Annotated in this window: 23 protein-coding genes; 5 read left to right on the top strand and 18 right to left on the bottom strand. The window is 34.0% G+C overall.

Features of this window, described 5'->3' with window-relative positions:
• Window positions 1-24: 24 nt before the first annotated feature.
• Both FDM27_RS00650 and FDM27_RS00645 read left to right on the top strand, forming a co-directional pair.
• Window positions 25-2,685 (top strand): AsmA family protein, encoded by a 2,661-nt coding sequence (locus FDM27_RS00650; RefSeq protein ID WP_140484804.1) that lies wholly within the window; start codon window positions 25-27, stop codon window positions 2,683-2,685.
• 187 nt (window positions 2,686-2,872) lie between these two features.
• Window positions 2,873-3,232, top strand: a complete 360-nt coding sequence (locus tag FDM27_RS00645) for a type II toxin-antitoxin system HigA family antitoxin (RefSeq protein ID WP_140484803.1) — start codon at window positions 2,873-2,875, stop codon at window positions 3,230-3,232.
• A 99-nt stretch (window positions 3,233-3,331) separates the two neighbouring features.
• Here FDM27_RS00645 and FDM27_RS00640 read toward each other — a convergent pair whose 3' ends face one another.
• A complete protein-coding gene (locus FDM27_RS00640) occupies window positions 3,332-4,126 on the bottom strand; it encodes a DUF2797 domain-containing protein (protein ID WP_140484802.1) in 795 nt (264 codons plus the stop codon).
• Window positions 4,127-4,223: 97 nt separating this feature from the next.
• On the opposite strand from FDM27_RS00640, the gene FDM27_RS00635 reads away from it, so the two are divergent.
• A complete protein-coding gene (locus FDM27_RS00635) occupies window positions 4,224-5,750 on the top strand; it encodes a GH3 auxin-responsive promoter family protein (protein WP_140484801.1) in 1,527 nt (508 codons plus the stop codon).
• A gap of 55 nt (window positions 5,751-5,805) precedes the next feature.
• Here FDM27_RS00635 and FDM27_RS00630 read toward each other — a convergent pair whose 3' ends face one another.
• The 9 genes from FDM27_RS00630 to FDM27_RS00590 all read right to left on the bottom strand — a co-directional run bounded on the left by FDM27_RS00630 (window position 5,806) and on the right by FDM27_RS00590 (window position 13,277).
• A complete protein-coding gene (locus FDM27_RS00630; RefSeq protein WP_140484800.1) occupies window positions 5,806-6,336 on the bottom strand; it encodes an SRPBCC family protein in 531 nt (176 codons plus the stop codon).
• A 2-nt stretch (window positions 6,337-6,338) separates the two neighbouring features.
• A complete protein-coding gene (locus FDM27_RS00625; RefSeq protein ID WP_140484799.1) occupies window positions 6,339-6,773 on the bottom strand; it encodes a VOC family protein in 435 nt (144 codons plus the stop codon).
• Window positions 6,774-6,794: 21 nt separating this feature from the next.
• Window positions 6,795-7,229 (bottom strand): SRPBCC domain-containing protein, encoded by a 435-nt coding sequence (locus FDM27_RS00620; RefSeq protein ID WP_140484798.1) that lies wholly within the window; start codon window positions 7,227-7,229, stop codon window positions 6,795-6,797.
• An 11-nt stretch (window positions 7,230-7,240) separates the two neighbouring features.
• Window positions 7,241-7,648 carry a VOC family protein gene (locus tag FDM27_RS00615; protein ID WP_071184816.1) on the bottom strand — a complete coding sequence of 136 codons (408 nt, stop codon included), beginning with the start codon at window positions 7,646-7,648 and terminating at the stop codon, window positions 7,241-7,243.
• 11 nt (window positions 7,649-7,659) lie between these two features.
• On the bottom strand, window positions 7,660-8,070 hold the full coding sequence (locus tag FDM27_RS00610; RefSeq protein ID WP_140484797.1) for an SRPBCC domain-containing protein: 411 nt from the start codon (window positions 8,068-8,070) through the stop codon (window positions 7,660-7,662).
• A gap of 112 nt (window positions 8,071-8,182) precedes the next feature.
• Complete coding sequence (gene serB, locus FDM27_RS00605; protein ID WP_071184814.1) at window positions 8,183-9,421, bottom strand: phosphoserine phosphatase SerB; 1,239 nt, start codon at window positions 9,419-9,421, stop codon at window positions 8,183-8,185.
• 160 nt (window positions 9,422-9,581) lie between these two features.
• Window positions 9,582-10,814: an ATP-dependent Clp protease ATP-binding subunit ClpX gene (gene clpX, locus FDM27_RS00600; protein ID WP_071184813.1), complete on the bottom strand. Its 1,233-nt coding sequence runs from the start codon at window positions 10,812-10,814 to the stop codon at window positions 9,582-9,584.
• 80 nt (window positions 10,815-10,894) lie between these two features.
• Window positions 10,895-11,566, bottom strand: coding sequence for an ATP-dependent Clp endopeptidase proteolytic subunit ClpP (gene clpP / locus FDM27_RS00595; protein WP_071184812.1), 672 nt, complete (start codon window positions 11,564-11,566; stop codon window positions 10,895-10,897).
• A 385-nt stretch (window positions 11,567-11,951) separates the two neighbouring features.
• Entirely contained in the window at window positions 11,952-13,277 is a 1,326-nt protein-coding gene (locus tag FDM27_RS00590; RefSeq protein ID WP_140484796.1) for a trigger factor, read from the bottom strand.
• Between the two features lie 265 nt (window positions 13,278-13,542).
• On the opposite strand from FDM27_RS00590, the gene FDM27_RS00585 reads away from it, so the two are divergent.
• Complete coding sequence (locus tag FDM27_RS00585; protein ID WP_071184810.1) at window positions 13,543-14,241, top strand: hypothetical protein; 699 nt, start codon at window positions 13,543-13,545, stop codon at window positions 14,239-14,241.
• Window positions 14,242-14,273: 32 nt separating this feature from the next.
• On the top strand, window positions 14,274-14,666 hold the full coding sequence (locus tag FDM27_RS00580; protein WP_140484795.1) for a lysozyme inhibitor LprI family protein: 393 nt from the start codon (window positions 14,274-14,276) through the stop codon (window positions 14,664-14,666).
• Here the strand turns inward: FDM27_RS00580 and FDM27_RS00575 are convergent.
• The 8 genes from FDM27_RS00575 to FDM27_RS00540 form a co-directional block, all read right to left on the bottom strand.
• Complete coding sequence (locus FDM27_RS00575) at window positions 14,663-15,484, bottom strand: MOSC domain-containing protein (RefSeq protein ID WP_140484794.1); 822 nt, start codon at window positions 15,482-15,484, stop codon at window positions 14,663-14,665. The genes FDM27_RS00580 and FDM27_RS00575 overlap by 4 nt on opposite strands.
• Before the next feature lie 264 nt (window positions 15,485-15,748).
• On the bottom strand, window positions 15,749-16,348 hold the full coding sequence (locus FDM27_RS00570) for a DUF3347 domain-containing protein (RefSeq protein WP_140484793.1): 600 nt from the start codon (window positions 16,346-16,348) through the stop codon (window positions 15,749-15,751).
• Between the two features lie 25 nt (window positions 16,349-16,373).
• Window positions 16,374-17,177, bottom strand: a complete 804-nt coding sequence (locus FDM27_RS00565; RefSeq protein WP_140484792.1) for a hypothetical protein — start codon at window positions 17,175-17,177, stop codon at window positions 16,374-16,376.
• Window positions 17,178-17,705, bottom strand: a complete 528-nt coding sequence (locus FDM27_RS00560) for a heavy-metal-associated domain-containing protein (RefSeq protein ID WP_140484791.1) — start codon at window positions 17,703-17,705, stop codon at window positions 17,178-17,180.
• A 77-nt stretch (window positions 17,706-17,782) separates the two neighbouring features.
• Window positions 17,783-18,157 (bottom strand): heavy-metal-associated domain-containing protein, encoded by a 375-nt coding sequence (locus FDM27_RS00555; RefSeq protein WP_140484790.1) that lies wholly within the window; start codon window positions 18,155-18,157, stop codon window positions 17,783-17,785.
• Between the two features lie 149 nt (window positions 18,158-18,306).
• The gene (locus tag FDM27_RS00550; RefSeq protein ID WP_071184805.1) at window positions 18,307-18,675 is read right to left on the bottom strand and encodes a hypothetical protein; all 369 of its coding nucleotides are present in this window, start codon (window positions 18,673-18,675) and stop codon (window positions 18,307-18,309) included.
• Between the two features lie 88 nt (window positions 18,676-18,763).
• Complete coding sequence (locus FDM27_RS00545) at window positions 18,764-19,105, bottom strand: phage holin family protein (RefSeq protein ID WP_071184804.1); 342 nt, start codon at window positions 19,103-19,105, stop codon at window positions 18,764-18,766.
• Window positions 19,106-19,194: 89 nt separating this feature from the next.
• Window positions 19,195-21,114 carry a family 43 glycosylhydrolase gene (locus FDM27_RS00540; RefSeq protein WP_255510427.1) on the bottom strand — a complete coding sequence of 640 codons (1,920 nt, stop codon included), beginning with the start codon at window positions 21,112-21,114 and terminating at the stop codon, window positions 19,195-19,197.
• Between the last annotated feature and the right edge of the window lie 6 nt (window positions 21,115-21,120).

Raw genomic sequence — 21,120 nt, 5'->3', positions numbered from 1 at the left:
TTTATTAAGACAAAATCCGTCGCCATGTTAAAAAAAACAATGATAATTATAGGAAGCTTCATCCTCTTAGTTGCAGGATCATTATTTGCAATACCTTATTTTTTTAAGGATCAGATAAAAGCTAAAATTATTGACGCTATCAACCAAAAAGTGGATGCCAAAGTCAGTTTTGCCGATGCCGATTTGAGTTTATTTAAAAACTTTCCTAATGCTAATGTTACCATCGAAAAATTAGCTATCATCAACAAAGCGCCATTTGAAGGCGACACCCTAGTTGCATTAGGCGAACTGAATTTAAAAATGTCAATCAAAGAACTTTTTAAAGGCGATAATGAACCTATGAATATTGACGGAATTAGTTCTAAAGACGGTTTAATCAATATTATTTTCAACAAAGATGGGATTGGAAATTATGACATTGCCATAAAAGACGATAAAACTTCCACTGATGATTCAAAAAGCAAACCGCTTGCTCTCAATATCCAGAATTATAAACTAGAAAATTTTCAGTTCCGCTATTTTGATGAAAGTTCGAAAATAAAAATGCTTATCGACAGTTTAAACCACGAAGGAATCGGAGATTTTGCGGCTTCCAAATTAGATTTGAATACCAAATCAACTGCCAAAATAAGTCTGAATATGGACAAGGTCAATTACATGAACCATGTAGCTTTGACACTGGATGCTGTTTTAGGAATCGATTTAGAAAAAAGCAAATACACTTTTAAAGAAAACAAGGCTTTAATCAATCAATTGCCATTGGAATTTGATGGCTTTATTCAATTAGTCGATGCTGGTCAGGAATACGACCTGAAATTCAAAACACCTACTTCTTCCTTTAAAAACTTCTTAGGTGTTATTCCAGCGGCTTATGCTTCCAGTTTAGATAATGTAAAAACAACAGGAGATTTTACTGTAGCCGGTTTTGCCAAAGGATTGTATTCGGACACCACAGTACCTCAATTCAATGTCGAAATTGCCTCTAACAACGCTTCTTTCCAATATCCTAATTTGCCAAAATCAGTTCAAAATATTATCATTGATACTAAAATCATCAATCAAACCGGAATTTTAAATGATACTTATGTCAACTTAGACCAACTTTCTTTCCGTATCGATCAGGATGTTTTTAATGCCAAAGCCAATATCAAAAATGTCACCCAAAACGCCATTGTTGATGCCGCATTAAAAGGAACAATCAACTTAGGAAACCTATCGAAAGCCTACCCTATCAAATTAGACAAACCGCTAAGTGGAATTCTAAAAGCCGATGTAACGACCAAATTTGACATGCAATCGGTAGAGAAAAGTCAGTACCAAAACATCAATAATGCGGGAACGATGAGTCTTTCAGGATTCAAATATACTGACGAAAACGGCAAATCGATGAACATTAGCAACGCTGCCATTGTATTTAATCCGTCAAGAGTGAACTTAAAACAATTTAATGCTTCGACCGGAAAAAGCGATTTGAGTGTTACGGGTGTTTTAGAAAATTTCTACGGTTTTATATTTAAAAATCAAAACCTGCAAGGAAACTTCAACCTGACTTCCAATCAATTAGCGGTTAATGATTTTGTAACTTCGGAAGAAACTCCAAAAACAGCAGCTGTAAAAACAGAAACCAGCGATACAAAAGCAAAGAAAACCGAAGCTATGAAAATTCCCGCTTTCTTAGATTGTACGCTTACTGCAAAAGCCAATACGGTATTGTATGATAATTTAACCTTGAAAAATGTTTCCGGAATATTAATCGTTAAAGACGAAAAACTAACGATGGAGAATATTAAAACAAACATTTTTGGTGGTTCTATTGGTTTAAACGGTGCCGTTTCCACCAAAGAAAAAACACCAACATTCGATATGAATTTAGGTTTAAACCAAGTTGACATTGCACAATCTTTTACGCAATTAGACATGCTTAAAAAACTGGCTCCAATTGCCGGAATTGTCAATGGAAAAATCAATTCGACCATCAAATTAAATGGAAATCTGGATGCTAATGAACTCACTCCCGATTTAAAAACCATCACAGGAGATTTATTAGGTCAATTTCTTTCTACGACCATCAATTCCAGTAATTCGACGCTGTTGACAGCTCTGACTTCGAATATTAAATTCTTAGACATGAGTAAAATCAATTTGAACGATTTAAAAGCTGCTATTACATTCAAAGACGGAAAAGTAAATGTAAAACCTTTCACTATCAAATACCAGGACATTCAAGCTAATATTGGCGGAACACATGGTTTTGACCAAAGTATGAATTACAACATCAAATTCAATGTTCCTGCCAAATATCTCGGAACAGAAGCCAATGCGTTAATTTCGAAATTATCTGCTGCCGATGCTCAAAAACTGGAAAACATTCCGATTAACGCAATGTTGACCGGTAGTTTTTCGAAACCTAAAATCACCACCGATTTAAAAACTGCAGCTACTAATTTGACCAATCAGTTAATCCAGCAACAAAAAGCTAAATTAGTCAGCAAGGGAACCTCAACCCTAACTGATATTATCAATAAAAACAAAAAAGCGGGAGACACTACTAAAACAGTTATTCCAGCCACCAAGGCTGAAGCACAAACTAAAGCTAAAGAAGAGGTAAAAGCAAAAGCTACTGATTTATTGAACAATCTTTTCAATAAAAAGAAAAAAGTAGCGGATACTACAAAAACGAATTAGCAATACTCTTTTTTAAACGAACAAGCCGTCTCAAACTACTATTTTGAGACGGCTTGTTTATTTTTTATCTAACACAAAGCCTTACTACCTACTGAAATTCAAACATTTAAACCAAAACAAAATTTACCAGATTAACAATATTAATTATCTTTGTCGAATAAAAATCATTACAAAAAAAGATTTAATTATGAACTGGAAAGTATTAAAAACAGAAGACGATTACAATAAGGCTTCAATACGAATGATGGAAATCTTCAACACAGAACCCAATACAGCTGAAAGTGACGAATTGGATTTATTGATTGTTTTGATAAAAGATTATGATGAAAAACATTATCAATTACCTGAACTCGATGCCTTAGAAGTAATTAAATATAAAATGGAGGAAATGGGAATAAAAGCAAAAGATCTTGAAGCAATTATAGGAAGTAAAGGTCATGTTTCAGCTATTCTTTCAGGGAAAAGAGAAATCACTTTAAAAATGGCTCAGAAACTAAAAAACTATTTTAGCATTCCTGCAGAAGTATTTCTACATAATGCAAGTTAATATGACTTTAATTTTTTAAACAAACAAGCCGTTTCAAAATAAAATTTGAAACGGCTTGTTTGTTTTTATCAAAAGAAAGAATCCTTAATAAAAATCTTTTTAAACCTCAATACTCACCACATAACCCTCCGAACCACGAACATTAAAAACAGTTCCGTCTTCAAATAACAAATATTGTCCTTTTATCCCGATTAATTTCCCTTCGTAATTTGGGGTTTTATCTAAGCTCAAACTTTTAACTTTAGAAGGATATTGCAAAACAGGATAATCCATTTGGTACAAATCATTTTTATTCGAATAAAAATACTCTTGAACTTGAGCCGGAATTAAATCCTGCAATTTCAATCGTTCGGCAACTAAATCGACTGCTTCAATATCATTCGTTAACATTTTGCGCCAATTGGTTTTATCGGCATAATGGTCTTTCAGCGCCACCTCCGTAATTCCTGCCAAATAACGATTAGGAACTTCTACAATAGCTATCGCCTCATTGGCCCCCTGATCAATCCATCGCGTAGGAACTTGTGTTTTTCTGGTTACGCCTACTTTTACTTCGCTTGACAATGCCAAATACACAATATGAGGCTGCAACTGTACTTTTTCTTCATAAGCCAAATCCCTATCGGCAATTCCAAGATGTGCCGTACTCAATTCAGGTTTCATAATCCAATCACCCACAGCGGCACTCGAATAAAAGCAATCGTAACAAAAACCCTGACGGAATATTTTTTTCTTTTTACCACAATTCAAACATTGGAAACCAACAAAATTAATGGCAATATTTTTATCTAATAGTTGGTTTACATTCAAAAAACTACTCTCAAAAACCAAGTAGTATTGAATCGGGTTTCCGTATTCGGTTTCCATTTTAGTAAGCACTCCTTCGTATTGCATTAAGATTAGTTTTTTTAAGTTTGCTATTTCGTAAATTTTCCTATTTTTGGTAAAGTTATTACTCCTAAGCTAAATTTCATAACCCAATTTTTTAAAAATGCCAACACAGCTTATCAATTCATTCGCCTCTTGGGTTTTAAAACAACGAATCCATCAGATTGAACTTTTCCTGAAATACCCTAATGAGGTTCAGGAAGAATTACTTATGAATTTGATTTCCTCGGCAAAAAATACGATTTTAGGTAAAAAATACGATTATGCTTCGATTAATTCCTATGCTACTTTTGCAGAAAGAATTCCGATTGCTACTTACGAAGAATTACAACCTTTAATAGAGAGAACACGTCAGGGAGAACAGAATGTTTTTTGGGAATCACCTATCAAATGGTTTGCAAAATCAAGCGGAACTACCAATGCCAAGAGCAAATTTATCCCTGTAAGCAACGAAGCTCTCGAAGATTGCCATTACAAAGGCAGTAAGGATTTATTGTGCCTGTACCTGAGCAACAATGAAAACTCTGAACTTTTTACAGGCAAGAGTTTACGCCTGGGAGGAAGCTCTCAAATCTATGAAGATAACAATAGTTTTTTTGGGGATTTATCAGCAATATTGATTGAAAACATGCCTATTTGGGCAGAATTTAGCAGTACTCCCAGCAATCGAATTTCGTTAATGAGCGAATGGGAATCTAAAATGGCTGCCATTATCAACGAAACCAAAAAAGAAAATGTAACCAGTTTTGCCGGTGTGCCTTCGTGGATGTTAGTTTTGATGAACAAAATGCTAGAAGAAACGGGCAAAGGGAATTTGTTCGAAATTTGGCCTAACCTCGAAGTGTATTTCCACGGAGGTGTAAGTTTCAATCCTTATCGCGAACAATACCAAAACTTACTTCCTAAAAAAGAATTTAAATATTACGAAATATACAATGCTTCCGAAGGCTTTTTTGCCATCCAGGATTTAAATAATTCCAGTGATTTATTGCTAATGCTGGATTACGGAATTTTCTACGAATTTATTCCAATGGATACTTTTGGAACGTTAAAACAAAAAACTATCCGTCTGGCCGATGTGGAATTGAATAAAAACTATGCTGTTGTGATTACTACTAATTCGGGTTTATTCCGCTATTTAGTGGGCGACACGGTTCGTTTTACTTCGCTAAATCCATTCCGAATCAGAGTTACCGGAAGAACCAAGCATCACATCAATGTTTTTGGTGAAGAATTGATGGTCGAAAACACCGATCAAGCCTTAGCCAAAGCCTGCCAAATCACTCATGCCGAAATTGTCGATTATACGGTAGCCCCCATTTTCATGAAAGAAAAAGAAAAAGGAGCACACGAATGGATGATTGAATTCAAGAAAAAGCCTGCCGATATGATAGTTTTTCAAAAAGCCTTGGACGAAACTTTGCAAAGCCTAAATTCTGATTACGAAGCCAAACGTTACAACAACATGACACTAAATCCTTTGGTAATTAACGTTGCCAGAGAAAATTTATTTTACGATTGGCTAAAAGACAACAATAAATTAGGCGGTCAACATAAAATCCCGAGATTATCTAATGAAAGAGATTACCTGGAACAGTTAAAGAACATGCAGGAAAAAGTGATTTTATAAAAAAACCTTAACTCATTGAATTAAGGTTTTTAACTATATATTTTACAAAAAGAATTTATTCTTCCAATATTTTCTTCAAATTGGCTAAGTTTTGAGTTTGTGCGTCTGTTATAAATTTCTTCCCTATAATAGACATTAAATTCATTGGATAAGCGGCATGACCATAAAATTCATTGGTAACTTTCGTTTGATTTTCTGAAACTGCTTCTACAATGATAGCCGCTTTATCATCGCCTTTCATTGGTCTTTCAAAATGTAAATCGACATCAATTCTGTCATCAGTAATTTTTGCAATTTGCTGTGAGCCTTCGCCCACATTATCATCTTTACTATTCCAAGCTGCTTTAAACCCTTGGGTACCGTCAACACCGGTATAAGTCATTACAACATTAGGATCCTGCATCACCCAAACACTATATTCCTCCTGATTTTTAATTAGTTTCACATAATCAAAAACCACTGCTTTGGGTTGGTTTATAATTGTCGAAACGGAAACCGTATAATCCTTTGGAATAAACAAAGCCACTATTAAAAGTAAAACGATGAAAGCTAAAATTCCAAATACTATTTTTTTAATGATTCTCATGCTTATTGTTTTTCGTTTTTATCAAAATTCACCATCCAATTGATTCCAAATTTATCGGTAAACATTCCAAAATAAGCACCCCAAAAAGTATCAGCCATCGGCATATAAGCATTTCCTCCTGCTGACAATCCGTTGAAAATTCGATCGGCTTCCTGCTTATTTTCTACATTAATCGAAATTGAAACATTCCCTCCAAAAACAACATCACCACTGACTGAATTACTGTCACTTCCCATCAAAACAGCCTGACCAATTGGTAAACAAACGTGCATGATTCGGTTTCCTTCTTCTTCGGATAATTCAGGAGTATTATCGCCCGCAGGCATATCTTTAAACCTTCCGATATATGGAAATTCCCCTCCAAAAACGGATTTGTAAAACAAAAAAGCTGCTTCGCAATTGCCATTAAAAATTAAATACGGATTAATTGTTGTCATGATTCCAATTTTAAATTATGATTATTCCTCTGAAAGTTCTTTTATTATCATTAATGCCTTTAAAAACCTGGTGTTAAAATAGTCAACATATTTATCGACCGTATCCACCGTAGCTTTTAGAACCGTTATCCCGTTACTGCTTGTTAATCGATAGCTTTCTATTGCCCCAACCCACTCCTGATTTGCATCAACAGGCAAAACTTCAAAGTTTTTCATCATACTCAAATGCTTGAAAGCCATATATTCGTTTTCAATTTTCTCCTCAATAACACTGTACATTCCTTCGCCGTTTGGTGTAAGAAACTGAACAATACTCCCTTCAGTCCAATCGCTTATAGCATAAGTTCCTTCACAAAAAACAGTAGCCCATTTTCTATAACTCGCATCTTCCCACAAAACTGACCATACTTTTTCTCTGGGAGCCTGAATTTCAACCTTAAAAGTTAATGTTTCCATATTCAATTATATTAAGACAATTTACTATAATCCATATACAAAACTCCCCAACGATGTCCATCTAAATCAGCAAAACCACAGCCGTACATCCAACCCTGACTTAAAGCCGGTTTTGAAAAAACGATTCCTCCAGCTTCCTCAACTTTATAGGCAATTGCATCTACTTCTTCCCAACTTTCAGCATCTATTGAAATCAACACTTCTGAACTTTGCTGGGTATCAGTTACTTTATTTTTTATAAAATCCTGAAACATCGTTTCTTCAAAAAGCATGATTACAAAATTATTTTCCCCTACTAACAAACAAGTTGAATATTCCGTATCGTGTTGCTCATTAAAAGAAAAACCAAGTTTAGAAAAAAACAGCTTCGATTGCTTAATATCTTTTACCGGAAGATTAAGCCATATTTGTTTTGCCATCGTTATTGAATTTAGCTCAAATTATTTTCAACGTACCTTTTAAAATTGTCTAATATAGCTTGCCACCCCTGATGCTGTAATTCCTCTGAATTTACGGATTCCGGTTCAAAATATTCCCTGACTTCAAACCCATCTTCCAGCTCCTCAAAAACGATAATTACCACTCTTCCGTCCTCGATAGTATAAGCGATTAATTTTTTATCTAAGATAGCGGAATAAGTTCCAACAAAATCAAAACTCATTGTCCCGTCTTTTGAAGCCATAGTCGATTTAAATCTACCACCTACTTTCAAATCATTCTCTGCAAAAGGTGTGTGCCAGTCTTCAGAAGCCATATTCCACTGGATAATATGCTCCGGCAATGTCCATAGATCCCAAATCTTATCTATGGAAGCTTGAATTTTTGTTTGAACTGTTATCATTGTTTTCTATTTTGAGTTCGTATTATAAAAATACAATTTTAAATTTAACGGAATAAAAAAAACCTTAGTTCAAATTTGAACTAAGGTTTTGAAAATGTTATATTTATGTTGTTTAGATATTGTCCATCATATCAATATGACGATCATGGTAACCTAAAAGATACAAAACTCCGTCAAGTCCCAGACTCGAAATAGAAGTGGCTGCACTTTCTTTTACTGTAGGTTTCGCATGAAAAGCAATTCCTAATCCCGCTAAATTAATCATTGGCAAATCGTTTGCTCCATCACCCACAGCAATAGTTTGGTTGATATGAATACCTTCTTTTTCAGCAATAGCCTGTAAAAATTCAGCTTTCTTTTGACCATCAACAATTTCACCAATATAATTACCTGTCAGCTTACCATCTTTAATTTCCAATTCGTTGGCGTGCACATAATCAATACCTAATTCTTTTTGCAAATAATGACCGAAATAAGTAAATCCTCCCGACAAAATAGCGGTTTTATAACCGTAGTATTTCAAGGCTTTCATCAATCGATGTGCTCCTTTTGTTATTGGCAAATTGATGGCCACATTATGCAATACATCTTCACTTAAACCTTCTAACAAAGCCATACGCTTCTTAAAGCTTTCGCTAAAATCAATCTCACCATTCATCGCCGATTCAGTAATAGCTTTCACTTGTTCACCCACACCGGCTAATTCAGCCAATTCGTCAATTACTTCGGTTTGAATCAAGGTAGAATCCATATCAAAACACACCAAACGTCTGTTTCTTCTATAAATGTTATCTTCCTGGAAAGAAATATCAACATCTAAGGTTCTGGAAATTTCCATAAAACTTGCCGCCATAGCACTCTTATCAACAATTTCTCCCGAAACGGATAATTGCACGCAGGAACGAGGATAAATTTCTGTTTCTACAACCGAAGTTCTTCCTGTTAATCTTTTTATCGAATCAATATTTAGATTTTGGTCGGACATTATTTTAGTCACCGCAGCCAGTTGTGCCGCAGCCAATGTTTCACCTAAAATATTAATAATATAACGTTGCTTAGACTGTGCTTTTACCCAACTTTCGTAATCTGCAATTGTAATTGGGATAAACTTTACTTTGATTCCTAATTCATAGGCTTTAAACAACAAGTCTTTTAAAACCGGTGCTGAAGAAGAACCCGCTTCGATTTCGAACAAAATTCCTAAAGAAAGTGTATCATGAATATCGGCTTGTCCAATGTCTAAAACAATGGCATTATAGGTTGCCAAAACTGATGTTAAACCAGCAGTTACCCCTGGTTTATCCTGACCAGAAACTTTTAATAAAATAATCTCTTTATCCTCAATTGCCATTTTTAATCTATATTGATTTTAGAAGCGACAAAAATCGACAATCTATCGCTTATAAAAAAAAATATCTGGTGTTTTTTACAAAGAGATAACTTCAAATAAAAAAACAAACCCGTTTGGTTCTAAAAAACGAGACGGGGTTGAAAATTTATAAATCTAAAATTTAAGAAGCAATCTCTAAACGCTTCAATAAATTTTTATTCAAAGTTTCCTTAGCGTAATCTACATCAATTTCTAATATTTTATCATCAGAACTTGGTAATTCATACATAGCATCAGTTAAGATAGCCTCACATAGTGAACGCAATCCACGAGCTCCTAATTTATATTCCAATGCTTTGTCCACAATAAAATCCAAAGCTTCATTAGTGATAGTGAATTCCACATCATCCATTAAGAATAACTTTTGGTATTGCTTGATTAAAGCATTTTTAGGCTGTGTTAAAATAGAACGCAATGTTTCTCTATCCAAAGGATCCATGTGCGTTAACACCGGTAAACGGCCAATTATTTCCGGAATCAATCCAAAATCTTTGATGTCTTTTGGAATGATGTATTGCAAAAGATTTTCCTTATCAATATTGTCTTCATTTTTTGACGTAGAATAACCCACAGCCTGACGGTTCAAACGTTTAGAGATAATACGTTCTACTCCATCAAAAGCACCACCGGCAATAAACAAAATGTTTTGGGTGTTTACTTCCACAAATTTTTGGTCTGGGTGTTTACGTCCTCCTTTTGGGGGTACGTTTACAACTGTTCCTTCTAATAATTTCAATAATGCCTGTTGTACACCTTCACCCGAAACGTCACGAGTTATGGATGGATTATCGCTTTTACGAGCAATTTTATCTATTTCGTCAATAAATACAATTCCGCGTTCCGCCTTAGCCACATCATAATCAGCAGCCTGTAAAAGACGTGTCAAAATAGTTTCCACATCTTCTCCTACATAACCTGCTTCAGTTAAAACTGTCGCATCCACGATAGCCAAAGGAACATCTAACATCTTAGCAATAGTTTTTGCCACCAATGTTTTTCCGGTTCCTGTTTGTCCCACCATGATGATGTTACTTTTTTCAATCTCTACCTCATCGTCCAATTGCTGTTGCATTAAACGTTTGTAGTGATTATAAACCGCCACCGACATTACTTTTTTAGTCTGGTCTTGTCCGATTACATATTGATCCAGGAAAGCTCTAATTTCTTTTGGTTTTTGCAAAATCAAATCACCAACTAATTTTGAACTTCCGCTTGATTTCAATTCTTCCAGAACAATTCCGTGAGCTTGTTCGATACATCTGTCGCAAATGTGCGCATTAATTCCAGCAATCAATAAATTGGTTTCTGGCTTTTTCCTTCCACAAAACGAACATTCTAATACTTCTTTTGCCATCTTTTTAAGTTAGAAGAGAGAAGTTAGAAGTTGGAAGTTAGGTTTTTTTCCCAGCTTCCAGCTTCTAACTTCCATCTAAATTATCTTTTTAAAACCTCATCAATCATTCCGTACTGTTTTGCCTCTTCAGCAATCATCCAGTAATCACGTTCACTATCAGCATATACTTTATCGAATTCTTGTCCTGAATGGTGAGATATAATTCTGTATAACTCATCTTTCAATTTCAACATTTCTCTTAAGTTGATTTCCATATCCGAAGCAACTCCTTGAGCTCCTCCTGACGGTTGGTGAATCATTACTCTTGAATGTGGTAAAGCCGAACGTTTTCCTGCCGCACCTGCACATAACAATACTGCTCCCATAGAAGCTGCCATTCCTGTACAAATAGTTGCTACATCAGGTTTGATGTATTGCATGGTGTCATAAATTCCTAATCCTGCGTAAACACTTCCTCCCGGAGAGTTCAAATAAATTTGAATATCCTTAGAAGCATCAGCGCTTTCTAAGAAAAGTAATTGTGCCTGAACGATGTTTGCAATTTGGTCATCAATTCCTGTTCCCAGAAAAATGATTCTATCCATCATTAATCTTGAGAAAACGTCTAATTGCGAAATATTCAACTGACGTTCTTCAATAATATATGGAGTCATATTAGTAGGATTCATTGCCGCTACGATTTTATCGTAATACATAGCATTTACTCCTTGGTGCTTTGTAGCAAACTTTTTAAATTCTTTACCGTAGTTCATATTTATTTGTTCTAAGTTTTACGTTATATCTCGTTCTGTTGTACTTGTACAAAGGTTATACCTCTTTACAAATAATGCCATTATGTCTTGTTTTTTAGCCCAGATTACTTCACCTGTCTTCTATTTTAAGCGGAGTTCAGTGAACTTCGTTTGCAGCGAAAAGCTTTTTGAAATCCGTTTTTTATTTTTTTATTCTTGTAAAGCGACCGGAGGAAGCTCTTTCAAGAATTTTAAAAACTGAAACGGATGAAAAAACTTGTAGCGTATAGCTGGATTTTGCTCCTGAAACAATTTAAAACAAAAGAGCGTCAAAAAAACTTCTGACGCTCAAATATAACTATTTTTTTAACTTTTGGCTAATGCCTTCAGCTATTCCCGAAATTATTTATTCTCCGTAAGAAGCAGCAATAAATTCTTCGTAAGTCACTTCTTTAGTTGTTGGGTTTGCTTTTTGTTTGAACAATTCCAATAATTTTTCAGCAACTACCTGATCAGAAAGTCTTTTTACTTCGTCTTGGTTAGACAAAACTCTAGCTACAATTCCCTGAACTTCTTCGTCAGTAGGATTTGTTTGCCCGAATTGAGCCATTTGAACTCTGATGTTTTTAGCTGTGAATTCTTTTAAGTCTTCAAAAGTGATTTTGATATCATTTTGAGCCAATGCTTTTCCTTCGATTAATTGGAAACGCAATCCTTTTTCAGAACGTGCATATTCTACTTCAGCTTCTTCTGGAGATAATTTTTTCTCACCTACAGTTTGCAACCATTTTTTAAGGAATTCAGCTGGCAAATCGAATTTTGTGTTTTCGATTAAAAACTCAGTAACGTCACCTAATAATTTTTGATCCGCTTGTTGAGCAAATTGAGATTCAGCATCTTCTTTGATTTTTGATTTCAAATCTTCCAATGAAGCTACTTTTCCTTCTCCAAACAATTTGTCGAATAACTCTTGGTTCAATTCAGCTGGCTCAGAAACACTAATAGCCTCGATAACGAAATCTACATCAATTGCTAAACCGTGAACGTTATCATGACCTACTTTTAAGTAATCCATCAATTGGTGATCGTCTTCAAATAAACCACTAGTGTTTACAGTAACAACATCACCCACTTTTTTACCGATGAATTTATCAGCAGTAGCTTTGTCTTTGAAAATATCTAATGAAATAGTAGTTGTGTTACCAATTCCTTCAGCCTCGTTAGTAAAAATTCCTTTGATGTCAGAAGTAGCTTCAACAACTTCCTGAGGAATTGCAGTACCAAATTGTTTTTGGATACGAGCTACCTGACCGTCGATTAATTTATCATCAGCAGTAACTACATATTTTACGATATCGTTTTTAGCATCTAAGTCTAATTCGAAGTTTGGCACTAAACCAATTTCGAATTCAAAAGTCAATTCTTCAGCAGACCAATCCAATTCTTCGTTTACTTTAGCAAGTGGAGTTCCAAGAAGATTTAATCTTTCAGATTGAATATAACGCTCTAAAGCCAAGTCAACAACTTTCTTAACCTCTTCTTGTTTAATTGCTTTTCCGTATTGTTTTTCAACTAAGTCTTTAGGCACAGCCCCTTTTCTAAATCCTTTTACTTGCGCCAAAGGCATTTTTTCGTTGATTCTTTTGGCTACTTGTCCTTTGTAATCCATGTGTACCACAGTCATTACAATGGTTTCAGTTACAGCATCAATTGCTACTCTTTTAATATCCATCTTCTTCTTTAATTTACATAATAAAATTGGCTGGCAAAATTATAAAATTTTCACAAGCCAACCAAGCTTTTTATTCCGAACCTTCGGGATTGAATTTAAGGCAGTTATTTATTAAAAAACTGGATAACAGAAAAAGTAATTACTAAAATGATTTTATCTAATTATACCTAAATAAAAAAGTAACACCCGCTTAAAAAAAAGTAAGAATATTTTTTATATTTGAAAAAATGTTAACTAATTTCATTCAAAACAATCAAAAGAAATCATGAAACAATCTTTTTTATTATTATTCTTTTTTTTAAGCCAAATTGGGATTTCACAAACCACAAAAACAAATTACACTAATTTAAATAAATTATTGGCAGAAGGAGAGAAAGCGTATTCCGAGAATAATTTTGCTTTAGCTAAAGAAATTTACACCAAAGTAACTGACTCCGTTTCATGGAATCATGAATATTTATACAATCTTGCTGCAGTTGAATTAAAATTAGGAGAAACAGATAATGCTTGTGAGCATTTCTATAAAATATATTCGTTAAACGACATGAGAGTTGTTAAGTATCTTGCTGAATATTGCCCTAACTACAGAGGCGAAAATAAATACTCAATTGAAGAAGTAGAAGAAAAACCCAAATTTATATACAAAGACAAAGAATATCCATTAATCAAGAACAATAATTTAAATCCTGTATATCTTTCAGCTATTAACAAAGCCTTTAACAAATCGAAAATCTTAAAAGAAAAAGCTAGAGGAAGAAACGTTCTTTCAATTAGCATAAACAAACACAATGAATTTAACACTGGCAACATATTTAAACCCGCATCCAGTAAGGAAGATTATGACCTTGTAACAACAGAAATAATGTCAATTCTGAAAAACACTGTTACTTATATCGCTGCAAAACAGAATGGTCATAATGTCGATTTATGGAACAAATGGGATTTTCTTATTTCTGTTTTTTAAGTTATAATTTATATTCACTCAAAACAAAAAACATGAACAAAATCATCCTATCACTCTTGCTTACTTTTAGCATCAATTGTTTTTCCCAAACCCAGGCTGAAATGAATCAAAAAGCCTATGATATTTACGATAAAGCAGACAAAAACCTAAACACAGTCTATCAACAAATTTTAATCAAATACAAGTCAGACAAACTGTTTGTGGAGAATTTAAAAAAATCACAACGCATTTGGATCACTTTTCGAGATGCCGAGATGGATATGAAATACCCCAATTATCCGAACTACTATTACGGGAGCATTCAGCCTACTTGTAGAGCAATCTATTTAACTGAATTGACTGAAAGCCGAATAAAAAATCTAACAATCTGGCTCAACGGAATAGAAGAAGGAGACGTCTGCTCAGGTTCTGTAAAAACGAATTAAATGCTTTTTTGAACCGTCACTAAATCCCCCACTGCAACATTTCCTTGTTGTTGCGTAATTATATTTTGACCAAACAACACCTTATTCCCTACTTTCTTGTATTTCGACAAAGTATATAAAGGCTCTTTGCCTGCAAAAGCACCTAATTCAGGATTAACCGTAGTCATAATACAGCGACTACAGGGTTTTACACCATAAAATGGAAGATTGCCAATTGTAAATTCCCTCCAGCTTTCCTCTTGATAAGCTTTACCACCGCTAAAAACAAAATTAGGCCGGAAACGACGAATGGGAACAGGATTTTTTAATCTCGAATTCAAATCATCCAAGGAAGACTGCCCAATCAATAAAAACGGAAATCCATCTGAAAAAGCCGTTTCATTATCGGCACTCACTGCATAATCAGGATCTACTTTTCGGTGACTTTCCTCGGGCATATACACCAATCGAGCCTCAAAACCCAATCGTTCAGAAAACCAAATATTAGCTTCAGTACTCACTTCATAGACTGCTACTTCATCCTCCCAAATTTGGACTTTAACTTTGCTTTTTTGTTTTGAATAATCAGTCGTTACGTTAACTTTCAAGGTTTCTGATTGCTTTCCTTTATAGCTAATTTTCAAAAATTCAGCATCAATTTCAGGCTGAAAAAGAGCTAATTCAGGATGTTCCCTTTGGGTTAGAAATAATCCGTTTTTATCCACCAGCAACCAACGACGGTCATTTTCCAAACCACGAACAGTAACTTTAGCTTCTTTTAAGGCAATTCCGCCCAATGATTTTACAGGATAAATCCAGATTTCTGAAAGTTGTAACATTTTATTTTTTTTCAAAAATAATAAAAAACTATAAAGGTCTAAAACCTATAAAACCATTAAGGTAGTTAAGAAAATTAAGCAAAAACTTAATGAACCTTAACTACCTTAATGGTTTAATTTTATTCTCTAAATATTTACTTTTAGCCAAAGACCTGTCTGCCGACAGGCAGGTTACTCAGATTATCACAGATCATTTTAAAAAAAACTTTGTAAACTTTGCGAAAACTTCTTCCCCCGATAACTATTGGGATTATGATTAAAACATTATTTAATTTCTTTAATCATTCCTCCACATTCGAGCATTTCGGAACCATAATACGGATTCTTGATTACTTTGAATTCGCTTATCCAATAGCCGCTTTTCCCCTCATCGTACATCGGACAATAATCCTGATATAATTTCTGTTTACTTCCAAAAGTAGCAATCAGACTCGTTATATTTTTGCTTAAAACAGCAAAATACAATCTTTGCTGGTCTATTTTTCCTGAATTCGAAACAATTAAAGCCGCTTGTTTTTTGGCTTCCTCAGTAGTTTTAGAATACTTATCTTTTAATTCCGCTGCTATTTTATCGGTTTTGGTAGCTTCAACTGCTTTAGAAAAATCTGCTGCTACTTTAGCTGCTTCGGCTGAATTGTCATTAGCCAAAGCATTTTTAATTTTCAAATAACCATTAATGATTGCCTCAGTAGAAACAGATGCTTTCACGGCATCACTAACTGTCGTAATTTCTTCAACAGCTTCAGTTTCCTGTTCTTTTGCTGTTTCTACTTCTGTTTTTTCTGTTTGCTCCTCTTGCTTTTTTTGATTACAAGCCATAAACAACATGGTCAAAACCATCGATGAAAGAATTATTTTTCTCATTTTTAAAATTTTATACTATTTAAAACTAATTGGTTACATTAAAAAAAGTGTATTCTAATTTTAACAAAATACTATTGGTACTAATGCGCTCCATATCGCTATATATTTGTCGTCTGTATGCCAAGTCTATTCGAGCCTGACTATTGATAATAAACTGAACCGAAGGTACAACATCCAGATAAGATTTCCCATTTTGGTTCAACCGCTGACCTAAAAATTCCAACATTGCGTTGATATTGGTCTGCTTAAAATTAATATATTTTTTAGGATACATCAATTGACCAATCGAAAAAGTATAATTCAAAGCACTATTACTAAAGGCATCCGGAAAATCATAATCCTGATTATTCAAAGCTCTTTCGTAACTTATTGAAGTACTCAAAGCTGTTTTATTAATCAATTGAGTCGCCACAGCTCCAATTTCACAACCTGAATTCATCCCCATAGTTTCTATATCTTCCTGATGAATACCGGCATTACTTGTACTTATCCTGCCGTAAGCCGCTAATCTAAAATGACTATGAAGATCATCAACCGAGAAAAAACGGTATTTAGCATATAAACTTCCTCCCTCTAACTTTAAATTCCCTTCTTTGTTACTCAAAAAAGCCGAAGCATGAAGCATCCAATCTTTATTCACCCCCCACATCAACTCGGGCATATTGTGGTAATTATAACCATCGGTTTTTTTGAAAGCAAAAAGACTCATATCTCTAACACCTATGGAACCTGTAGGCATGTTACTGGCCGGTTCGGTCATTACAAATAATTCCTGAGCATTAATATGAAACGACAACAAACACAACATTACAATTGCTAAATATCTCATTTAAATTGTTTTTACAAAATAAGTTTCGTCCTCAGTACCATCAGTCAAATATTTCGACAACATTTTAACCGATTGTTTGTACTCTTTTTTAGTTACATAGCCGCTGTTTAATACTTTTAGCCTAAGTGCTCCATTAGGTATTTTCTCTTTGGCTTCTACAAAAACATAAGTCCCACTTTCATTTTTAAAGCTTGCATTATCTTTTATTTGTACGGTATCAACATCCAGTGTTAAAACCATTGAACCCACAAAAAATCCCGCTTTTTCAACACTCATTCTTAATGCCTGCGGTGTAATCCCACTATTTTTTTTCAAAGAAATCATAAAAGTATTGGCATTCAAATCGATGATTACTTTTTCTACTTCGGGCATTGCCTTAAGTTGTTTATTAATTGCATTAGAACACATTGAACAGGTTAAACCTGTAGCAATAATTTCGGCTTTCGAAATTTGGGAATATGAATTCATAACACTAAACAGCATTACAAACACAAGTAATAGCTTTTTTATATTATCTGTTTTCATCATTTTTAATTTTAAAAATTATAATTTACTACAGTCTTTAGTACTTTAAAAACAACCCAAAGACTGTAGTAATAAAAAAACTAGTGTTTGTGTTCTTCTTTTTCAGTAGTTCCTGTTGGCTTTCTATTGTATTGACAGCAAGTGTGCAATTTTTTATACTGCTCTTCAGTAGCCGAAAACTTCTCACTATCATAACCGGCTTTAGCAATTCGGCTCAAAATTTCATCTGAATTTGTTTTAGTAGAATCATAAGTCAGCGTTGCCATTTTAGAATTGACATCCCATTCTACAACTGCTACTTTTTTAAGACTTCCAGCTGTTTCAATTTTCTTTTTGCACATTTCACAGTTACCGGATATTTTTACAGTTTCTGTTTTTTTATTTTTAACTTGTGCACTAACACTCATTGATAGCAACACTACAGCTGCTATCATTATTTTTTTTAATGATTTCATGATTTTATATTTTTTTAATTGAATGAAGTTAACCAATAACAACAGCATAGCTACAACAAACTATTGCTTATTATTTCAATTAACAGAAAGATTGTATTGTAAAGTATTTACTTTGAATTTGATACACCAATGGCTATCAACAAAGGATTTTAGCCTATTTTAGGTATCAACCAAAGGCTAACATATCCAGCAGAAGGAAAGGATACGGAGTGAGAGAAATTTTGTTTTTTTTCTGAAAAATGAAATGTTGCTTTTGGAATTTCATATTGAATCTCAGCAGCAATCCCAATGTTTACAGGAGAAACACTACACATGGATTGTCCGCATTTTCCGGAACAACCTTTGTCTTTGGTTTCTTTAGAATTTGATTTTTTACTGCAGCAATCTTTCATTTTTGTTTTGGAAGACATTTCCATTTTGCAGGAATGCTTGCCTGAACCTGATCCACAAGCATAGCTAGCACCTGGCATCAAAAAGAAACCAAGTAACATAAATACTATGATGTAAATCTTATTCATTTTTAAATCTTTATCAAGAACAAAATTAATGTTTTTTACTCAGCCAAAAGTAAAATCAATTTGTTTTATGATTATTTTATAAATTAAATTACTTATCTCCCACAAAAAGATTCACAATAGATTGCGAAACAGACAATATGATACTAAAAAGTAAGGCTGTAAAAAAATTATCGACATCAAAACCGCCTACAATATTATCACACAATATAATGATTAAGCCATTGATGACTAATAAAAACAATCCTAACGTAAAAAAAGTAATAGGCAACGTAAACAAAACCAAAATAGGCTTAATAAAAATGTTAAGCAAACCTAAAACAACCGCAACAAAAAGTGCTGTTGTAAAACTTGCCACATGAACCCCGGTCATAAAATGAGAGATTATCAATACCAAGATTGAAGTAGTCAGAACTCTAATAATTAATTTCATTTACTTTATATTTATTCTTCAAAAATACTACTATTTTAAATTATAGCAATTTCTTTAAAAAAAGAAATTGCTATAATCTGCATTCAGTCTTATTTGATAACGCCTTCGGTAGTCATTACAATACGTTTTATAGTACCATCATTATTGTATTCTAATTTATCAATACAAACCGATCTACTGTAACTCGAACCATTTGTTTGGATTGCTCCGTTGTGATAAATAAAATAAGGTTTTCCTTTAAACTCTAAAATAGCCTGATGATTCGTATTGCTATTTCCTGCAATTTCATTTAAAATACCTTTGTATTCATAAGGGCCTTCTATATTATCAGCCATTGCGTAGGCAATTTTTTCAGGAAAACCAGTTGCATAACTTAGATAATATTTCCCATTCTTTTTATGAACCCATGGTGCTTCGGTAAATTGCAATCCTTCGAAATCAATTTTCTTAACTGGACCGTCAATTTCAATCATGTTTTCTTTTAGTTTTGCGTAATAGCAAACTCCATTACCCCAAAACAACCAAGCCTGCCCATCATCATCTATAAAAACGGAAGGATCAATACAAGTCCAGGAATGTGTAGATGCAAAACAATCAGCATTAGTCAACAATGGTTTTCCAATAGCATCTTTATAAGGCCCCTGCGGTTTATCAGACACAGCCACCCCTATTCCGGAACCATTAGTACTGATATACCAATAATACTTCCCATTTCTTTTGATGGTTTGACCTGCATAAGCATCATTGGTCTTATCCCATTTAAAATCTTCAATTTTTAACGGCACCGGATATTCCGTCCAATTTTTCAAATCGGTAGTTGAAAAAACCAGCCAATCTTTCAATTTATATCCTTTCTGACCTCCTTCAAAATCGTGCCCTGTAAACAACCACAAGGTATCTTTTTCAACAAAAGCTGCTGGATCAGCCGTAAACTTATGTTTGATTATTGGATTTCCTTCTGCCTTAAATTGGAATGTTCCATCCTTTGAGGTCAGTAAACTTTGAGGAACACCACCCCATTTTTCATTTAACCTTTTGGCTTCTTCTTTTGTAATACCAATTACGCTTCCATGTCGCGGAAAGAAATCTTTAGTAAACGATTCGGTTTTATCTGTAAAATGATACAGGTCTTTAGAACGTTGAAACTCATAACGCCCACTGGAATACAAATCATACATCAAAATATATTCGTCGCTATTATTCAATTTAAAAACTGATGAACCTTCCACTGCCGTTTTTTTATCGGAATAATAATCTAAATATTCAAAACTTTCTTTCCAGGGTCCCTGAAGCTTTTTGCTTGTAGCCTGTTTGATACCGTTTTTGATTTCTTTTCCGTTTTCGTCTTTTGTATTTCCTTTATAAAAGAAGTGATACATCCCATCTTTATAAATAATATCACCATCAATAGCACCGTCTTTTGGACTAAACATCAACTTCGGCTCTTGTTCAAAAGCTGTAAAATCCTTATTTGCATAAGCACAATAGAAATCAAGCTTTAAATTATATTTGAAGCGAACCGTAAAATATACCAAATACTTCTTGGCTTTTGTATCATAAAAAGTCTGTGGAGCCCACACCCATTTGATGTCTTTAAATTTTTTAGGGTATAATTTTTCCAAATCAATTACCGACGATTTCCAATCCAAAAGATTATTAGAATGCATCAAAACAATTCCCGGATTGTAATCCCATCCATTTTTCTTGGTGTTCATATCGGTAGCCGTCATATAAAAACTGTTTCCATCGGCACTTCTAAGAATATGGGGATCCCGAATTCCTCCCGTATTAGAAATATCCTTAGAGGCCACAACAGGCTCATTATTATTTAATGCTTTCCAGTTCACTGCATCATCACTCACGGCAAAACGCAGCTGTTCTTGTTTTTCGCCAGGTCCTTTGCCTTCGAAATAAGCAAATAAATAGCCATCCATTTTTTTGTTTTGGGCAAGCAAACCTGAAAAACCTACAATCGTAAAGAGAATTGTTTTTAATAAATATTTATTCATGCTGTG

Source organism: Flavobacterium sp. GSA192, from assembly GCF_006386525.1.
Taxonomy (GTDB): domain Bacteria; phylum Bacteroidota; class Bacteroidia; order Flavobacteriales; family Flavobacteriaceae; genus Flavobacterium; species Flavobacterium commune.
Note: the sequence above shows the minus strand (reverse complement) of the source record. Positions and strands in the feature narration are given on the sequence as shown.

What these genes read in the sequence shown, in the direction of transcription:
- FDM27_RS00650 (WP_140484804.1), top strand. Translation starts at nt 25, where the DNA reads ATGTTAAAAAAAACAATGATAATTATAGGAAGCTTCATCCTCTTAGTT.
- FDM27_RS00645 (WP_140484803.1), top strand. Translation starts at nt 2,873, where the DNA reads ATGAACTGGAAAGTATTAAAAACAGAAGACGATTACAATAAGGCTTCA.
- FDM27_RS00640 (WP_140484802.1), bottom strand. Translation starts at nt 4,126, where the DNA reads ATGCAATACGAAGGAGTGCTTACTAAAATGGAAACCGAATACGGAAAC.
- FDM27_RS00635 (WP_140484801.1), top strand. Translation starts at nt 4,224, where the DNA reads ATGCCAACACAGCTTATCAATTCATTCGCCTCTTGGGTTTTAAAACAA.
- FDM27_RS00630 (WP_140484800.1), bottom strand. Translation starts at nt 6,336, where the DNA reads ATGAGAATCATTAAAAAAATAGTATTTGGAATTTTAGCTTTCATCGTT.
- FDM27_RS00625 (WP_140484799.1), bottom strand. Translation starts at nt 6,773, where the DNA reads ATGACAACAATTAATCCGTATTTAATTTTTAATGGCAATTGCGAAGCA.
- FDM27_RS00620 (WP_140484798.1), bottom strand. Translation starts at nt 7,229, where the DNA reads ATGGAAACATTAACTTTTAAGGTTGAAATTCAGGCTCCCAGAGAAAAA.
- FDM27_RS00615 (WP_071184816.1), bottom strand. Translation starts at nt 7,648, where the DNA reads ATGGCAAAACAAATATGGCTTAATCTTCCGGTAAAAGATATTAAGCAA.
- FDM27_RS00610 (WP_140484797.1), bottom strand. Translation starts at nt 8,070, where the DNA reads ATGATAACAGTTCAAACAAAAATTCAAGCTTCCATAGATAAGATTTGG.
- serB (WP_071184814.1), bottom strand. Translation starts at nt 9,421, where the DNA reads ATGGCAATTGAGGATAAAGAGATTATTTTATTAAAAGTTTCTGGTCAG.
- clpX (WP_071184813.1), bottom strand. Translation starts at nt 10,814, where the DNA reads ATGGCAAAAGAAGTATTAGAATGTTCGTTTTGTGGAAGGAAAAAGCCA.
- clpP (WP_071184812.1), bottom strand. Translation starts at nt 11,566, where the DNA reads ATGAACTACGGTAAAGAATTTAAAAAGTTTGCTACAAAGCACCAAGGA.
- FDM27_RS00590 (WP_140484796.1), bottom strand. Translation starts at nt 13,277, where the DNA reads ATGGATATTAAAAGAGTAGCAATTGATGCTGTAACTGAAACCATTGTA.
- FDM27_RS00585 (WP_071184810.1), top strand. Translation starts at nt 13,543, where the DNA reads ATGAAACAATCTTTTTTATTATTATTCTTTTTTTTAAGCCAAATTGGG.
- FDM27_RS00580 (WP_140484795.1), top strand. Translation starts at nt 14,274, where the DNA reads ATGAACAAAATCATCCTATCACTCTTGCTTACTTTTAGCATCAATTGT.
- FDM27_RS00575 (WP_140484794.1), bottom strand. Translation starts at nt 15,484, where the DNA reads ATGTTACAACTTTCAGAAATCTGGATTTATCCTGTAAAATCATTGGGC.
- FDM27_RS00570 (WP_140484793.1), bottom strand. Translation starts at nt 16,348, where the DNA reads ATGAGAAAAATAATTCTTTCATCGATGGTTTTGACCATGTTGTTTATG.
- FDM27_RS00565 (WP_140484792.1), bottom strand. Translation starts at nt 17,177, where the DNA reads ATGAGATATTTAGCAATTGTAATGTTGTGTTTGTTGTCGTTTCATATT.
- FDM27_RS00560 (WP_140484791.1), bottom strand. Translation starts at nt 17,705, where the DNA reads ATGATGAAAACAGATAATATAAAAAAGCTATTACTTGTGTTTGTAATG.
- FDM27_RS00555 (WP_140484790.1), bottom strand. Translation starts at nt 18,157, where the DNA reads ATGAAATCATTAAAAAAAATAATGATAGCAGCTGTAGTGTTGCTATCA.
- FDM27_RS00550 (WP_071184805.1), bottom strand. Translation starts at nt 18,675, where the DNA reads ATGAATAAGATTTACATCATAGTATTTATGTTACTTGGTTTCTTTTTG.
- FDM27_RS00545 (WP_071184804.1), bottom strand. Translation starts at nt 19,105, where the DNA reads ATGAAATTAATTATTAGAGTTCTGACTACTTCAATCTTGGTATTGATA.
- FDM27_RS00540 (WP_255510427.1), bottom strand. Translation starts at nt 21,114, where the DNA reads ATGAATAAATATTTATTAAAAACAATTCTCTTTACGATTGTAGGTTTT.